General features: G+C 40.1%; 12 protein-coding genes. 8 read left to right on the top strand and 4 right to left on the bottom strand.

Annotation, left to right across the window (positions count from 1 at the left end):
- Positions 1–16 precede the first annotated feature (16 nt).
- Complete coding sequence (locus tag KV40_RS28210; protein ID WP_036488251.1) at positions 17–1,351, top strand: cytochrome P450; 1,335 nt, start codon at positions 17–19, stop codon at positions 1,349–1,351.
- A gap of 8 nt (positions 1,352–1,359) precedes the next feature.
- The gene (locus tag KV40_RS28205; protein WP_036488248.1) at positions 1,360–3,930 is read left to right on the top strand and encodes an S-layer family protein; all 2,571 of its coding nucleotides are present in this window, start codon (positions 1,360–1,362) and stop codon (positions 3,928–3,930) included.
- Here KV40_RS28205 and KV40_RS28200 read toward each other — a convergent pair.
- Entirely contained in the window at positions 3,920–4,984 is a 1,065-nt protein-coding gene (locus KV40_RS28200) for a tyrosine-type recombinase/integrase (protein WP_156114225.1), read from the bottom strand. The two genes, KV40_RS28205 and KV40_RS28200, sit on opposite strands and share 11 nt — an antisense overlap.
- A 102-nt stretch (positions 4,985–5,086) precedes the next feature.
- Here KV40_RS28200 and KV40_RS28195 point away from each other — a divergent pair, with 102 nt between their 5' ends.
- From KV40_RS28195 to KV40_RS28185, 3 genes are all read left to right on the top strand, one after another.
- The gene (locus KV40_RS28195) at positions 5,087–5,506 is read left to right on the top strand and encodes an antitoxin Xre/MbcA/ParS toxin-binding domain-containing protein (RefSeq protein WP_052056029.1); all 420 of its coding nucleotides are present in this window, start codon (positions 5,087–5,089) and stop codon (positions 5,504–5,506) included.
- Positions 5,506–5,988, top strand: a complete 483-nt coding sequence (locus tag KV40_RS28190; protein WP_036488245.1) for an RES family NAD+ phosphorylase — start codon at positions 5,506–5,508, stop codon at positions 5,986–5,988. Before KV40_RS28195 ends, KV40_RS28190 begins: the two co-directional genes overlap by 1 nt.
- A 207-nt stretch (positions 5,989–6,195) precedes the next feature.
- A complete protein-coding gene (locus KV40_RS28185) occupies positions 6,196–6,981 on the top strand; it encodes a hypothetical protein (RefSeq protein ID WP_156114224.1) in 786 nt (261 codons plus the stop codon).
- A 10-nt stretch (positions 6,982–6,991) separates the two neighbouring features.
- On the opposite strand, the gene KV40_RS28180 is transcribed toward KV40_RS28185, so the two are convergent.
- On the bottom strand, positions 6,992–7,171 hold the full coding sequence (locus tag KV40_RS28180; RefSeq protein WP_036488239.1) for a hypothetical protein: 180 nt from the start codon (positions 7,169–7,171) through the stop codon (positions 6,992–6,994).
- A gap of 167 nt (positions 7,172–7,338) precedes the next feature.
- Between KV40_RS28180 and KV40_RS28175 the strand changes: the two genes are divergently transcribed.
- A complete protein-coding gene (locus KV40_RS28175; RefSeq protein ID WP_036488237.1) occupies positions 7,339–8,202 on the top strand; it encodes a hypothetical protein in 864 nt (287 codons plus the stop codon).
- A gap of 131 nt (positions 8,203–8,333) precedes the next feature.
- Here KV40_RS28175 and iscB read toward each other — a convergent pair whose 3' ends face one another.
- Complete coding sequence (gene iscB / locus KV40_RS28170; RefSeq protein WP_036488234.1) at positions 8,334–9,671, bottom strand: RNA-guided endonuclease IscB; 1,338 nt, start codon at positions 9,669–9,671, stop codon at positions 8,334–8,336.
- Between the two features lie 403 nt (positions 9,672–10,074).
- On the bottom strand, positions 10,075–15,141 hold the full coding sequence (gene mobF, locus KV40_RS32730) for a MobF family relaxase (RefSeq protein WP_052056028.1): 5,067 nt from the start codon (positions 15,139–15,141) through the stop codon (positions 10,075–10,077).
- A gap of 662 nt (positions 15,142–15,803) precedes the next feature.
- Here mobF and KV40_RS28160 point away from each other — a divergent pair.
- A complete protein-coding gene (locus tag KV40_RS28160; RefSeq protein WP_156114223.1) occupies positions 15,804–16,922 on the top strand; it encodes a ParM/StbA family protein in 1,119 nt (372 codons plus the stop codon).
- Positions 16,923–16,965: 43 nt separating this feature from the next.
- Positions 16,966–17,400 carry a hypothetical protein gene (locus tag KV40_RS28155; protein ID WP_036488231.1) on the top strand — a complete coding sequence of 145 codons (435 nt, stop codon included), beginning with the start codon at positions 16,966–16,968 and terminating at the stop codon, positions 17,398–17,400.
- The last annotated feature ends 15 nt before the right edge of the window (positions 17,401–17,415 follow it).

Raw genomic sequence — 17,415 nt, 5'->3', positions numbered from 1 at the left:
GACCACTAAATTAGTAATGACTACCATAGAAAAGCGAAATACTTTACCTTCTGAGCCTCCAGGCTCTTTTGGTCTACCGTTTCTTGGAGAAGCTATTGACTTTGTAGTTAGCAATCCTCAAAATTTTGCTAAAAAAAGACATCAAAAATATGGTTCGATTTTTAAAACTTCTATTTTCGGTCAGCCTACGATTTTCGTGAGTGGAATAGAAGCTTGTCGTTTTGTTCTTAGCAACGAAAATGTTTATTTTCAAAATGATATGCTTCCAAATATGAAAACTCTCATCGGTTCTTCAGCTTTGACGACTCAAACAGCTAGTATCCATAAGAACCGAAAACAGATTTTACAAAAATTATTTTCAAGACAATATTTAAACGAACAAACAGAAACCATACAAGCAATTACGCAAAATTATTGTCAAAGATGGGAAAAGTTGGGGAAGTTTGCTTGGTATTACGAACTACAAAATTATTCTTTTGATATTGCTGGAAAACTTTTCATTGGTGAAGATTTTGCATCATCAAGCTCTTTGGGTAATTTATACAAAATTTGGAGCGAAGGGTTATTTTCCTTTTCACCAAATTTTCCCTGGACAAAATTAGGTCGTGCGCTACGAAGCCGTGAAAAGATATTACAGCAATTAGAAAAAATCATTAGTCAGAGAATTAAAATTAATAATATAGATAGATATCAAGATGCTTTGAGTCTTTTATTGCAAGCTCGCGACGAAGATGGAAATTCTTTGTCTTCAATAGAAATTAAGGAGCAAATCTTAAATTTGTTGTCTGCTGGACATGGAACATTAGCATCAGCTTTAACTTCATTTTGTTTGTTATTAGCCAAAAATCCAGAAATATTAGTTAAATGTCGTCAAGAACAGCAACAACTAAATTTATCTTCATCTCTATCTCTAGAAAATCTCCAAAAAATGATTTATTTAGAGAAAGTTCTTAAAGAAGTTTTAAGAAAAATACCGCCAGTGGGAGGTGGTTTTCGTAAAGTAATCAGAAAATGTAGTTTCGATGAGTGTCTATTTCCAAAAGACTGGCAAGTTATTTATCAAATTTCTCTTACTCATCAAGAACCTAGTTTATTTGCTTTTGCCGATACTTTTGACCCAGAAAGATTTAATTCGATAAACCAAGATTCTGTAGAAAGCTATATTCCTTTTGGTGGAGGAAGAAGACGTTGCTTGGGAGAAAATCTGGCTCGTTTAGAAATGAAAATTTTTGCGGCTATTTTAATACGTGAGTATGATTGGGAATTAACGAAAAACCAAAATTTAAAAATAGTGCAAACACCTTTTCCTCATCCTCGTAGTGGCTTAAAAGTTAACTTTAAACATATTTGAATTAAAAAATGTCTTTAAATTTTCTAACAAAATCTTGTTTAGCAGCTTGTTTTTTAATTGTTTTTCCTTGCTCTAGTAAGGCTCAAATTGTTCCCGATCGCACGTTAGGTAAGGAAAGTTCCACGATCGACTCGATTAATGAATCACGCCAGCGCATAGAAGGCGGAGCGATTAGAGGAGAAAACCTGTTTCATAGCTTTAAAGAATTTGGAATTTCAGAAGGAATAGAAGCTTATTTTGCCAATCCTGCAAATATAGAAAACATATTTTCTCGCATTACAGGAGGAAATATTTCTGAGATATTTGGCACATTAGGAGTTGACGGTACTGCTAACCTATTCTTGATAAATCCCAATGGAATACTGTTTGGCGAAAATGCAGCTATAGACGTTGGTGGTTCTTTCATAGCGACGACAGCAGAAAGTATTAAATTTAGCGACAGTACTATCTTTGATGCTGTCAAGCCGTCTCAAATACCACTATTAACCTCAGAAATTCCTATTGGTCTAGATTTTGGTAGCAATTCAGGCAAAATCATAGCAAGAGGAACGGGGCATCAAGTAGGTTTTGCTGATACATCAACTATTGAAAATGCTTTTGGATCGCCAATAATAAACTTTGGAAACGACAGACTAGGAATAAACGTTTCTTCTAAAAATACTTTAGCTCTAATAGGAAATGGAATAGAGCTTAATGGTGAAATAATAACAAGTCCTTCAGGACGAATAGAAATTGGCAGTGTAGAGTCTGGGGTGGTGAAAATAGATTTATCTTCAGAAACTTTAGCTTTTAATTATGAACAAGTATCTCAGTTTCAAGATGTCATTCTAAAGAACAGATCTCTCTTGAACGCTAGTGGCAGTCCAGGAGGACAAATTAACCTGAGAGGAAAAAACTTTTTTATGTCTAGAAATTCTGTTATTTTAAATTCCAACTTGGGAAATTTTCCATCTGGGAGTATAAATATTAAAATGACAAATTCTTTTAACATGAAAGAAATAGTGTCACCTGCTGACTTTTCTTCTATTGTTGGATTACCAGGAATAGTTTCTCAAACGCTTGAAGATGGAAAAGGTTCAGATATAATTATTTCTGCCGCTGACTTAAAATTTGAAAATTATAGCGTAATAAATGCTAGAACTTTTGGTACTGGCAATGGAGGAAACATAAATATAAGTGCTATTAATACCATAATGATAAATGGAAAACCACCAATAGAGTTTTTTCCCGTAGGTAGTTCAATTATTACTGAAACTTTAGGATCTGGTCAAGGCGGAAATATTAATTTAGTAGGAAAAAATTTGTTACTTGAATCAGGAGGATTAATATTAACAAATTCCGTATTTGATGGCAGAGGTGGAGATATAAACGCTGCTTTTGATGAGACTATTAAAGTATCGGGCTTTTTCCAATTCGACCCATCTTCTAATAGTTTTTCTGAGAGTACCATAGGAACCACAACGACAACTTTAGGTCGGGGAGGAAATGTAAAAATTAATACCAGAAGTTTGCAACTTGAAGATGCGGGAAAAATCAATGCTACGACTGCTGGTTTTGGAGATACGGGAAATATTGTGATTAATGCTTCTGACTCAATTCAAGTTAGCGGCAAAAACTTTATTACTAGGGAAGATAATCCAATTAATTCTAGTCAAATTACGGCTTCTAGTGAAATTGCCGACCCTTTTTTAAGAGAAATTTTTAATTTACCCTCTATACCTCAAGGACAAGCGGGTTCAATTACTTTAAATACCGATCGACTAACTCTTCAAGATCGAGGTTTGATAAGAGTTGATAATCAAGGAACAGCAAATGCTGGCGACATTATAGTGAATGCCAATTCAATCAATTTAAATAACTCTGCAAGCGTTACCGCCACAACAGCATCGGGACAGGGAGGAAATGTCGATTTCAACACAGATAGCCTGTCCCTCACAAACAATAGCTTAATCTCAGCTACAGCAGGAGGTGCGGGAGATGGCGGTAACATAGATATCAATTCCGACAACATCTTAGCACTAGAAAACAGCGATATAACCGCCAACGCTTTTCGAGGAGATGGAGGCAACATAAATATCACTGCCAATGGGATTTTAGGAATTGAAGAAAGAAAAGCAATACCTAATAATACGACCAGCGATATTGATGCGAGTTCGGAGTTTGGGGAAAGCGGAACGATAACCATTACCAATCCCCAATTGACAATCCAAGATCCGATTGTTGCCATAAGAGAGGTAAAGATTGACAATAGCGAAGAAAAGAGAATGAATTTATGTTCGGAAGAAAACCCCAATCGAGGAGGAGCGAGACTGGTATATACGGGAAGAGGAGGATTTCCCGAATCTCCCTACGATCCGATAGATAATGAAGAATATATTGCCGCACCTGGATTCGTGCCACCCGTCGAGGAAAAACAACAAGAGTGGGAACTTTCTGCTTGGAAAGAAAAAGATCCTATAGTGCAAGGCAACGCGGTTAGAATCGATAAAAAAGGCGAAATTTACCTGGTAGCCGAACTATCGCCACAAGAAGCAAGAGAATTACTCTGCAATAACCAACCGTCACAACTCAAAAATTAATATCGATCTTAGCAGCAGGATTATCTTCTTGAGAACTAAGAACGTGGGTATAGACAGCAGTAGTTTTAGGATCGGCGTGTCCCAAAAAATCCTGCACCTGCCTTAAGTCCGAACCATTTCTCAAGGCTAGCGTACCTGCGGTATGACGTAGGCTGTGAGGTGAGAGATTTCGATTAAGATCGCTATGTTTTAAGCCACATTTTTCTAGATAGCGATCGACAATATGACCGATGCCGCTCCTCGACAACCGTTGACCGTAGCGACGGTTAGATAGGGAAATAAACAAGGGCGAATTTTGGTTGAGTTTTTCCTTTGTTTTCGAGCGAACCTTCTTGTATTCAACTATTTCTTCTGCCAAATCTGGACGTAGCAGGATAGTTCTAATGCTGTTTTTACCATCCAATTTAAGATAATAGCTTTCCCCTGATTCGCTAATATCCCCCAAATTCGCCCGATACATTTCAACGCTGCGACAGCCATGAAGTGCCATACACCCCAACAAAATGCGATCGCGCAATACCTGTATTTGTTTGGTCTTATCTCCGCGAATTTTATAGGTAGGTAAAATGCTGTCAATTAACCGTTGTAACTCTTCCAAACTCAAATAATTAATCGTGCTACTCACTTCGCGCTTTTCCCTTGGTGCTTTCACCCCAAGAGCGGGATTGTCCTTGACCAGTTTTTCTGCCAAACAAGCCGTATAGAAATGCTTGATGGATATTAGAGATAATCGAATCGTTGGAGATGTTTTTCCCCCATCAATCAAGTGTTTGCGGTATTCAAGGATATTTGAAGTACTAACTAAAGCGGGATAGAGTTCTCGCTCTCTACACCAGCTAAGAAACTGAGCGGTGCGATTGCGATAGGTTGTAATTGTATCGGAGCTAGCATTTCCATCGGCAATAGTCAGACTGAGATATCGCTCGAAACAATCTACCATTGCCTTCACTGTTGGCAGAGTAGAAACAGTAGCAGTGGCGCGGTTGCGTCTGGTAAATCTATGATCTCGATTTAACCGTTGAATTGCCATCTCTATGTCCCAAGCAAAGTTCAAGAGAATTTTACCAAAAATTCGGGCTTGCTAACATACATCATTGTGATTACCATACAACATCATAATGAGGTACAATTGAAGCAAATGCTTGACTAATTCCAGATGAATATTGCTTTACTGCTAAAAACTTCAGATTTAAACCCCAAGATTTTAGAGGATCGCGGAGCATACATTCAGGCAGTTCGACAAGGAGTCTCTGGAAAAATTGTCGAGCAAGCGGTCAAAGCTTTAGGAGAGAGAGAACTATTCGTTCGTTTACTGAGTACCAGTTCGGGTAATTTAAATCGCCTGTATCATTCTAAGCTATTAAGTAAAGTTCAAACTGAGGGTGTTTTAGATACTCTCAAAGTGTTCGATGAAGCTATCAATGTTTTTGGGGATGAAAACCTAGCTAAAGAATGGCTGCATACTAGTATTCCTGCTTTAAATGGAGAATCCCCAGTTAGCTTGTGCGATACCTTTGAAGGCAGAAAATTGGTTAGAGAAACCTTAAGTGCGATCGAATATGGCGAGTTTGCCTGATGGAACTGTTTAGAATTACCCGCACTAAATATTTAGAAAATTATACGGGTCGCGGTGGTTCTTTCTTAAATGGTGCGCGGTGGAACGAACCTGGAATACCAGTACTTTATTTCGCTTCAACTCCCAGTGTCGCTCTTTTAGAAATGGCAAATTACCTACCCAACCCCAGACTGATTCCAGTAGATTACCGATTGGGAATTTATCATTTACCAGATACCGTATCGAGTCAAACTCTTAAAGTGATTGATTTACCTCAAGATTGGAGTCGATATCCCTATCCGTCGAGTACGCAAAAAATTGGTAGCCAGTGGCTTAATGAAGGTAGTAGTTTAATCTTGTTCGTACCCAGTGTAGCCGTACCTGCTGGTCTAGAAAATATTGCCATAATTAATCCTGGACATCCCCAAATTGATGAGTTAAGATTATCGTCTGTTGAATCGAGTTTGTATAACGATCGCGCCTTTACAGGACTGGGTGAATAATTTATCAAAATTTGTTTAGTCAACTTGTTAAGCGTTAACCTTTACCCCGTCGCGAAGCGACTTCCCCCTTTCCCCCTTTCCCCCTTACCCAAACCATACCAGTAAATTAGAACCCTCACCAAAATCTTACTGCGTAGAATCCCTGTTATTTACACCAAAAGCTGTAAAATTGTTAAGTAATTACAGTCAATTGGGGCATATTTCAGGTTGTATGTCTTATCATCACAAGAAGCGGAGTTAAGGGATAAATTAGAGCATCAGGTACGAACGGGGTTCGTACTTCGAGGTCAGGCATTGAAAAGTATTAGGCGACTTAAGTTGTATCGCGATCGCTTTGATAATTTTGAGTCTTACTGCGAGTCAGTTTTTGGTTTTACGATGCTCTACATCGAGCGTTGTATGAAAGCTGCCGAGACTTACTATTTTATAGAAGAATATTTAAAGACCAATGGTCTAAACGACCCCTTACCCACCAAACAAAGGCAACTGCGACCAATTTTTCAAGCCCATTTAAATCCGATTGAAGCTGGTGAAGTTTGGGTGATAGCTGTCAGTTTAGCGATGGGCAAAGTACCGCCAGCTATTATGGTTAAAGAGGCAGTTAAAGCTTATCTCAAACAGAAATATCCTCCTGTTAATCCTTTTTCTCCAGGGGAAATTTGTCGCATAACTTCGGGAGTTCCAGGGAAGAAAAATTGTTGGTGTGTAGTCGCCGAGGTAAGAAAAGACGAATGCGTAGTCAATACGTGGGACGATCGATTTGTCGTTTCGGTTGACGATCTTTTGTCCCTAAAATTCGACCGCGCCGAATCGGAGCAAATGCTAGATTGGGGGGCGAGAATGTCTGCTTTATTTGAGGTAGGTTCTTTAGACGAAGCTGCAATATGGCTGTTAAAGGGACTAGAAAAGCTCAATCGTTCTCAACTCAATTTTTTAGAGGAGCGATTGCTTCAGGTATTGGAAGATGTATATCTATTCCACGATGCAGAATAGTTGCCAATCATCACGCTGAACTACTCTGTAACTTTTCGGCGATCGCTTGTCTGATAAATTCTCGATAATTTTCTTGTGCCTTAAGCTCCTGCAACATTGAGTCAGTCAATCGCACCGTAATTTTGCTAGATAGAGGTTCGGGGCGGTCACTTTTAAAACGAGTTTTAGGCGAGGGATTGGGATTAGGCATCGAAAGTTACAGTCTCTACTTCCATAAAGTGAGTCGAGTATTTTTTTATTATATTGCCGTTCTCGTAGATTCTTTATATAAATATATGTAAATAAATTAATTATATCCGTGAGGACATGGATATAATTAATTTTAAAAGGGGTTTCCACACCGAGAATTAAAATTAGATGAATGGTCTTAGTGAAGTAGTTCCTACTGATTCGCTCTCTACTTTAGAACAGCTAGAACGCACTATTGAAAAAGGGCTTAAAGTACTGCGTCAGACTTTTTTCGAGGTTGGATTGGCACTAGCAGAAGTTAAAAAGCGAGAGCTTTATCTGGCTAAGGGCTACAGTAGCTATACTAGTTACTGCGCGGGCGAGTGGAAGATAAACAAAACCTACGCTTACGATCTGCTTAAAGCCGCCGAGGTAGTAGTAAATCTAATTCCGCAACTTGAAAGTTTTCCACAATCATTTTCCGCAATTGCGGAAAAACTAGACTATCCTCTGCCGCGAAATGAGTCTCAATGTCGCGAAATTGCTAAATTAAAAACCGCCGAACTCCAAAGACAAGCCTGGCAAGAAATATTGGAGTCAGATGAGAATAAAATTACTGCCAAACAGATTCGCCATACCGTCGCTTCCTTTACTGCCGTATCAAATTCCAACTCGCTAACCATTCCGCAAATTGATACCGCAGTCAGAATCGTCGGCAACAATCCCGATTTAAAACAGTTCCGCAACTGTTGGGGCATAGTTTTAAACCGTTACGAACATTCAGTAGATGTGGCAACCTGTCTGGGGATGGCTCGAACCGTTCATCCGCAATATTTGATGGTTATTCGAGAAAGTGATTCTGAAGCTACCACGATCTTAGATAGGGTGCAAAAAATAGCAGCCAGCGATCTTATCGACGATACAGTTCGCAATTTACTCAGAGAAATTGCTACTGCTCCCGTTCCCCATCTCAATAAATGGCAGGAGATTTATTTGTCGGCTACCGAGGAAGTTATTGGTTGCAAAAAAAGCAGTGAAAGTCAATCTCGATAAATTGCCCCTGAATCAATCAGTTCTTGGCGATCGACACCATAGGTTAAATTGTCAAATATTGCTTTACTCCAGCAGAATGTGGAGAAGGTTCCGCGCTTGTACTATTGTCAAGCGACGGAGGAATCGACTTTTTAATATGAATAGGAATAGCCATCTGCTTTGTGGATATTAATGAGATACTTACAGTGCGCGTCGAACTGTTTGCCTCCGTTTTGGGGAGAGAGGGCAAAAGTAGGTTTGGTTCTGATGGCAATCCTTAGCCCGTTATAATGTCCTGCATATTTTCCCTTGGGAATGTTTGCCTTGACGATATCTCCCGTTTTGAATCCGTGAGATAACTTAAATCGTCCTCGGTGCCGTTTGGAAAACCCATATTTATCTGTTATCGCTCTTTGCCTGATACCGTGACCTTTAGCGGTAATTAGTAATGGTTGACTAGTTAATATTTTCAGTTGGGGAGTTTCCCCAACATTAGCCGCATCTAGCCAATGAGTTTTGGGCAAGTTTTGTTGAGTGCGGTTAAACTTCGTTTGTCCACCTGTGCCAGTAGTTACGGGTAAATTAGTAGTTTTTAGGGCTTCAAACAATTTCCAACGAGTTGAATTTACCGCAGCAGCATCCGCCAGGTTCTCTTGAGTTGAACTCAAGAGCTTGCCTGGCGGTGCATTCCGCACTTTTAAAGGAGCTAAGACTTGTTTGAGTATTTTTGAGAGTAAGTCTGGTTTATCTGCTAGAAAATCTTTAATATCTCTATTGGATTTAGCCTGATTACACGGTACACAGGCTAGAGTCAAGTTAGATACTCGATTGCTGCCTCCTCGACTTTTAGGAACTATATGCTCGACTTCTAAAGGTACGTTCTTAGCATCACAATAAGCACAAGTTCTGCTCCATTTTTCCAGCAAATATTCTTTAACTTCGTACTGATAGAGAGTACCTTGTTGATATTGCGCTCCTTCAATTTCGGGTTGCTGTAACTTTTGGGTATCAAAGCGAACTAACTCTACGGCAATGAACTTAATCGGACAGCGTTTGATTAGTCTTTTAACCCAGGTCATAGTAGTAAGAACGCGATGTTTTAAACTAGGTGCTATCCATCCATCGGAGCGTTTGCGGTTGAGAAACCTTGGTTGTCGGTATCTAGTTTTTCTATTTCTACGTCCCCTTCTGAAAGAGCGACGTGATTCTAGAGCGTTTTTAATCCGTTGTCCTCTATGAGTTAATTCTGCTGCCCAAATAAGTTTATTCTTTTGAAGCAGGACAATGCCTGTAGTTTTGCTGCCTGGATCGAGCTTTAGCTGACACTGTTTTATCTCTTTTGGCTCTACTGCCTTCTTGAGAACAAGCGTGAAAGGATACTTGCGGTATATGGCAGCTTTTCCTGCTTTGAGCAATTTCCTAGCTCGTGCTGGATGTATGGGATTAAGGGGTTGAAAGTTGGTGTCAATTACGAATATATAATTAGACATTTGAATTCTCCGTAAAACGGGTAATGTGAGCCTCGTCAAGGTTATTAAGGTTTGTTATGTCTGCTACACTGTCTAAACCCAACTCGAACGTTTAATAACAGACCACAGAGCTACAAACTGGCTCGACGCATTTATAGGTGTGATAGCCTCAATAACGTAGTCAGTAAAGACTTAGACTGGTCAACTATAAGCATTTTCATGCTCCGATTCTATCCAATTGGATGAAGCGTGGGTTGTTGACAACCTCCTAAAGCAAGGCAGAGAATTATCGTTAGGTCTTTAAAGTCAAAATATTTGTGCATGATAGAGAATTATAAATTTCAATTTTTTAAGTATCGTAGTGGAGTGTGTAGTTCATCTTTGCCGTTCGTTTTCTGCAACAGAATCTATCAGCCTGACAGAACTATCGCTCAAATTCAAACTTTTGCTCTTTTTCGCCAGAGCGAATACTCTCTCTTATTTGATTAGCTCTTTGGTACGTCTGGGAGATATATTTTTGAGCCACAGAACGATACTCCGCTTCTGGCATTGTCTGTTTCCATTCTTTAAGGCGATCGCTTTGAGATAAAACTTGTCCGACTCTTTTAAGTAAATGTTCCGAGCCATTGTTTTCAACCGCCTCTTTAATTACCAGCATAGCTACAGCAGTGTCTAACTTTTCATCTCCTGCATTACACATTTGAGGATTTCGTTCGACTTGTTGTCTAAACCCTCGATATTCTGTTTCAAAAAGTTGCTTAGTTGATTCTAGCTGACTCTGAGATTGAAGTAATAACTGCTCGTTCCAATCTTTACCGACACTAGGAGCAATCCGCTGAGTTCCTGGTAATTCTTCTAATACTTGTCGTGCCATTTGGTTTCCCACCTCATCATTATCGTAGGCGACAATAACCTGCTTGCCTTTATCTAGCTGTTGAAGTAATAACTGCTTGGGTATTGCTCCAGCCCCATCAATCGATATAAATAAAGTGGTTTCTGGTTTTTGAGAGATAGCTGCCGCAGAAAGCGCATCGATAGGAGATTCTGTCAGCACAAACCGTTGTGGTTCACCTGTACCTTTTTTAAAAGAGAACCAGCCTTTGTCTCTTTGAGTCCCCGTAGCCAGCCCTTTAAATTTACTATCCTGGTAAGTCCCTCGCAATGAAGCCCCAGTTATCTTCCCATCTAAATCTTTTCTGATAAAAACCGCATTTTGTTTTTCATCGGCATAAACCGTACCTCGTTCGTGTAAAGCAGTAACTAAAGATTCGGGTAATCCTCTGGTAGCTATCAAATAATCTCTGACTGCCGACCATTTAGTAGTATCTGGTGCTGGTGGTTTAAAAGGAGGACGAATTGAAGGCTGCTTGGAAACAGAGTTTACTTTATGGTTGGGTACTGGAATCAATTGTCTGTTGTTTAGCCATTCTACTGCTTGTTTAAAATTGCAATCTCGAACGTGCATGACGAGATCGATCGCGCCACCACTGCCTACACTAGCTAGATGATCGTAGAATTTTTGGTCGTCAATGCTGATAATATGAGTGTCGCTCCTGTACTTTTTCTTGTCGTAGCGGTCTAACTGCAATCCCAAATCTATAGCTACTTCTTCTAGGAGCATATTTCTAGCTCTGGAGATTAATTCTCTACGTTCTCGCTCGTCGTTTTGTCGCTGCGTGTCAGTCTTTTTGATTGGTCGTCCGACACTTTTTCTCTTACTAACCTCTGGTTTGGCTTTAGCCGTAGTCGGTATTACAAATTTTGGTTTATTTATCTGCTGTTGGCTTAAAACTTGTAGTCTGCTTGGTTGCTCTGAAATAGGAACCGAATAATCGTCCCATTTCACCCAAGCTTCGGGCATTCCCCCTGGTGAAAGTTTTAGATCGGTAATAGTTCCTTGTTTCGTGTTAACAGTTACTCGCTGTCCTGTTGAAAGTTGAGTATAGGAACGAAGATCGGCTAGTTGTCTTGCTAAGTAGCGTTTTTTTCTGGGTTGTACATCTAGCTGTTGGAGTTGTTCGCTCAACTTTTCGGCTTTTAATTTTACTACTTCACTTTCAGCAAGATCTACACGGTTTAAATTCTGCATGATTTGTTCTCGAATAATGCTGTAATGCAGGTGTTCGATTGTCGTTAGAGAATTTCGGGCAGTATATTGTTGAACGGGCGTAGTTTCGAGGCTTCCTCGCACGCTGGAGCGTGCCGCCGTTTCGGAGAAACGTCGAGGCTCTCCAGAGCCTGCTGACCGCCCGATGATTTCATGTCGAGCATTTAATCGAACGAAAGCAGGAGCTATTGCTTCTAATTCTTTTTGCTCGGAAATATCGGTAACTGCTTTGGCAAAATTGTCGAACCGATTCTCAATTTTCTCTTGCTGTAGCTTCTCGTACCGCTCCAACGTCTCTTGAAGCTGCTGGAGGTTAATAGCAATTTCGGGCAACCTGGCTTCTAGAGCGCGGTCTAGTTTGGTAACGGCGTTAATTAATTCGGTATCGGCTGCCAGAGTTTGATGTTCTACAGAATCTCTAACGGATGCTAATTTTCTTTGCCACTGTCGCTCTCGATGGTATGCTGCAAGCGTTCTATCGAGTCGTTTAATTGAGTTTCTAAGGCTTGCTGCTCTTTCAGTTGGTAAGATACGCTTATTAAGGTTTCGTTTAAGCTCTCTAAAACTTCCTTCAAGCCACTCGATTTTGGTTTCGTCAGCGAATCGATTAACTGCATCAGCAAGTTTCTCAAGTCGTTCTGGTTTGACTTCATAATTTCCAGGCGTTGCTCGACTGGTTCGAGGGCATCTTGAAGAATTTCTTTCAGGGTTAGATTGGGTGGGGTGGTTTGGCTCATAGTTTGTTTCTGATGTTTGGTTTAAATCTGATTTAGCTGTTTCTAAAGGGGTTTTTGTAACTACCCGTCGCCGATGCTCCCCAATCAGTTCGAGGGGATTGAGTTGCGCCCTACTAAAACTGGCTTTCTCGATAAATCGAGCGCGATTTTCGACATAAAGCTGGAGGGAGTACTTAGCCCGTGAAGCAGCGACGTAAAAGCTTTCTAGATTTGAGGTCAGATCGTCGGTAAGACTGACTAATACTCTATTGGCGGTCGCTCCCTGACTGCTATAGGTGGTGCTAACTAAGGCGTGTTCTAAATGTTGGGGGGTTTCTAAATTTATTTGTTCTTGCTTGCCCGTATCGGTTTCAATCGTGGCAATGTTGCCGTCAATGCTGGTGACGACAAACTCCGTACCGTTGATACGATTTAACTGACGCTCATTTTTACCCCACCGCAGGCGATCGCCTACAGCAATCTCGGTAGCCTCGACTCGATAGACCTCTTTATGCTTAAACCAGGTAGGTGATACTCGTTGTTCTTTACCTTCTCTATCTACCAATACCAAACTATCTTTTTCTACTGCCTTTACTCGATACTGTTGGTTTTTCTCCAGTCCCCATCTTTTGTAGTTACTAAAGGCAATAACTACATCACCTGCTTGGTAATAGTAAGCGTACTGCTTTTGGATCTCAGTTAGATTCTTTGCTTTGAGACGTTCGACTGTAACCTCTTTACCCAGACTACCTTCTTGTTTGAGTCCCTGACGAATGCAGTCTACGATTGCTTCTCGCTCTCGATGAGTACCCGCAACGATAAGGGTCTGTTGGCGATCGCGCTCGCTCAAATTTAGATAGTCTTGGGCGATGCGACTGGCTCTAGCTGTTGCCTCTGGTATCTCTAACAAGCGTTGACGGGCATCTAAAATCTCGATACCTTGGGTAACTCGTCCCTCTGAAAGTAAATCGACAGCCTGTTTTAAATCTCTAGCTCGCTGTCGTAGGGATTGGTTGAGATAGGCGGTAGCTATTCCCGCTTGCTGTAAAGATTTAAACGGATTGCCAGCCTCTACAGAAGATAGCTGTCTGGTATCGCCTACCAGTAATACCCTGGCGTTTTCTTTGGCTGCTTGTTGTAATAGTTTTAAAGCAGTTTTCGCACCCAACAACCCTGCCTCATCGACAATCCAAATTTGCTGCTGTGACTGTTCTGCTGCCAGAGATTGAGAAACCAGCTTACGAGCGACGGTAGTAGTTTCGATATTCATTTCTGCCGATAGCACTTGAGCGGCTTTAGCTGAAGGGGCAAAACCTTTAACGCTATATCCTTGAGCTTCGGCAAGTTTTTTAAATTCATTGAGGGCATAGGTTTTGCCCACACCTGCCTTGCCCTGCCAAGCGATAAAGCGGTCTTTAGTTGTAGCAGCTAGGGTAACGGCGTTTTTCTGTCCCTCTGTCAGACCTGCTGTAGAGCGAATTATTGCTTCTGCTGTAGCAATCTCTTTAACTTGATTTTTCCCTTGTTCGACAAGCTTGATGGTAGCTAGTTCTCTAAGTAAGGCGGTTTGGGTGGTTACTTGTTTGTCTAAATGAATCAGTTCGTTATTGGTGGCGATCGCTGTTTCCAATTCTCGGTATTGGTATTTGCCTACCTCGGAAAAGACAAACTGCTGGATGGCTTGAGGCTTAAAGGCAACGCTTCGTTCCGCGCAGTGTTCGATAGCATCGCTAACGGCTTGGTTTACATCTACCGATACCAATTTTGAAGCTTCGAGGTTTGACTGTAAACCGCGCTTTTTTTCCTGATTAGGTTGGGGATAGGTGACATCAGCTAGTTCTTTACGCCAATAATCCTGTAATTCTTCTCTGGGAATACCTTCTCCTTTGCGCTTGCGGGTTCTATCCCAAACTCGTTCCCTTTCTTTCCAAGTAGATTCTTTCTTTAGCTGCGACTTTATCTGCTGTCTCCGCTTCGATAGAGACTGTAGCTGTTCCTCGCTAAACCCTTTAATCTCAAACTGACCGTGTGCTAAGGGTTCGATTTCATAGCCGAGTTTCTTTACCGCTAGAGCTAGCTGATTTTGATAGATTGCCCCCAAAAGTTTTTTGTGAGCTAAAACATCATCGTTACGAAAGCTATACCACCTATTGTTGTATAGGCTCATGTTGATAATGACGCAGTGAGTATGTAGGTGGGGGTCTAATTCTCTACTGGTATCGTGATGGAACTGTCCGACTACTAGGTTATTGGTATTGACTACCGTTACCCGTCCATTCTTACTAACCCTAGTAGTAGCGTAATCTCGTTCGATAATTTCTAAAGTTTCTAAAACTGCCTGTTTATGAGCTAGCTCTAGCTCTTTTCTCCCCGCTACTAAAGCCAAGATGCTGACGCTTTTGGGTGCGGAAAAAGTACAGTCGAGTCCCGCTCTTTCTTTGTAGCCTTGACGTTCGGTTTTTCTGGTTCTAAAGCGAGTACCGTTGGGTAGTTCTCCGTAGAGTAACTGCTTAAACTTCTGGGGTTTTATCTTACCTTTCAGACCGAGTTTGACCGCACCCTTACCCATCCACTGAGAATTAGCGACAGATTCTGCTGCCGAATAATAGTTTTCCTGGGCATAGTAAGATTCTCCCTGTTTGGGAGTAATTACTTTAGTGGTTAGCAACTACTTGTAACTTAGATAATTTCGCGATTAATTCAACAATAAACTGAATTAATATTCTCAATTTAGGATTATTTTTTAGTATTTAAAAGTCAAGTTTACAAAACTACTTTTTTTACAAAACCTGTCTAAAAACTATGTTTAAATATGTTTTTAGATTTTAGGTTAGAGCAAAATTTTTGCGTACTGTGCGACGACCGAAGGAAGTTATCAGTGTAGCCTGTAAAGGCGCAGCAATAATTGTTGCAGCTATTATAGTTAGTTTTTGGCACTATGGATATAGTCTTATCTTCTAAGTAATATATTTTTCACTATATAGCTAAAAAAAAGTGAAAATACTGTCTAAAAACTGCTGTGTAATATTATCAAATACATTAATTTTGAAGAAAAATTAGTGGTATATGTTATAAAAAAATAGTGCGAATCAATTTTTTTCACTCTATACGTTATATGAAGTGAAAAAATAAATGTATTCTAGGCTACATTAAACATTTTAGTTAGAGAACTTATCGGTAGTCTAGGCGTAATATATTTGATTAATGTTTTTCTAAAAATTTATTAGTTGAAGAAAGATGGTCGATTGCTGTATATGTATCGATACGGGTAATAGTGGGACTAAAATAGTTTATTCGCTCTCACAGACAGAGAAAACAAACTCTTTATTTATGTCATCGGCAATAGACGAAGTTTCATCCGAGCGAATGGAGAATCAACTCAAACATTCTAATTGGATAGGATTTCCCCAACCCGAACAACAAGCATGGATAAGAAATGGCAACAGCTTAGTAGTAGTAGGACAGATGGCGGAAAAGTTTTGTCCGACCGATAGAAGAAGCGTTCCCAAGTATGAAAATGCACTGTACAAAATTTTGGCAGCAATAGGAGTAATAGTAGAAACGCATTTTGTATCGAGAAGGAGAAAAATCAAAATACAACTAGGATTGTTATTGCCTTGGGACGAATATAAAGACCGAAAGCGTTTGTTGGGAGAGTTACAAAGACTGACTCCAGAATATGAATTTCGCAGCCGTAAAATCCGAGTCAAGATAGAAGATTTTCTTTGTTATCCAGAAGGAGGTGGTATAGCCGTGTCGAGGATTGCAGAAAAAGGTCTAGATTGGTTCAAACAACAGCGATTGGGAATTTTGATGCTAGGCGATCGCAATTGGACGGGACTCTGTTTTGAATCGGGGCAGATAAAAAGAGGTGCTAGTCCTCTTATGGGTTTTTCCTTTCTGTTGGATCGAGTTATTAAAACTGCACCTTGTTTGTTAAATAGAGACAAACTAAACAACGCTATATTCAAGGGAATAACGGAGGCWAGCAAAGGTGAATACWATTYTSMCAAACCTTTGTGGGGTGAGCTTGAGGCAATTCGCTCTCTAGCTACAGCCAGAAATAGCAATCTTAGAAAGTCGGAAATAGAAGATCTAGATAAAGCTATAACTCTTGGAGAGAGGGAATGGGAAGAAAAGCTGAAGCTTTTTCTTAAAGAGATATTTCCCAATCGACTGACAGAACTCAATGTATGCGGAGGACCGTTGCCATTTTTCAAACCCTTTATAGAAGCTTACTTTAACTGTGCGCTCGGTGAAAAGGGTGAAAAGATGGATTGTTCGCCAATAGATCTAGCTAGACCGTATACTCCTGTCTTAGCTCATGGTGGAATCATCAAAGATGTAGCTGAAGCTTTGGAGTTTAAATCTATAAATGCAATAGAGTCGGCTTTTTCAGTTCGCTTTGCAGATGTTTTTAGTCTATTTAAGTATTTAAAAGCAGAATAAAAACCTGGTAGGCAAACAAGATAAAAAACTGAGAACTTAGATAATGGCAAGTAAAAACAAACTTCGTAGTTTGACAATTCGCTGGCAACCAAGTGAAGGAAAACCTCTAGCTCAAGTAGCTGATTGGTTGAATAGTATGTCTGTTAGAGAAAGAAGAAAAAAAGTAGCCGAAGTATGTCTGATGACTTTACTTCCCTATGCTCTAGAAGCCAACCAAAAAACAGAAGAAGAAGTAGAACGTTGTTATTGGGAGGTACGAGAAAGATTGTTTCAATATTTATTCGCAATGAAGCAGGTTCTCGGCATAAAGTCAGAAAATCCGACATCTTTAGCCTCAACAATACCTGTTGATGTTGACAATGTTTTCCAGAACCAAGATGTCACAGATATTGATTCTCAAGCAGAATCTACAGCACGAGATTCAAAAGAGCAACCAGATTTAAAAGATCTAGATTTGATTTTTGGGGTTTCTCAGTAAGAAAGATTATAGAGT

Origin of the sequence: Myxosarcina sp. GI1 (genome assembly GCF_000756305.1) — a bacterium.
Taxonomy (GTDB): domain Bacteria; phylum Cyanobacteriota; class Cyanobacteriia; order Cyanobacteriales; family Xenococcaceae; genus Myxosarcina.
The sequence above is the reverse complement of the archived record's forward strand: the minus strand, read 5'-3'. Positions and strand labels throughout refer to the sequence as shown.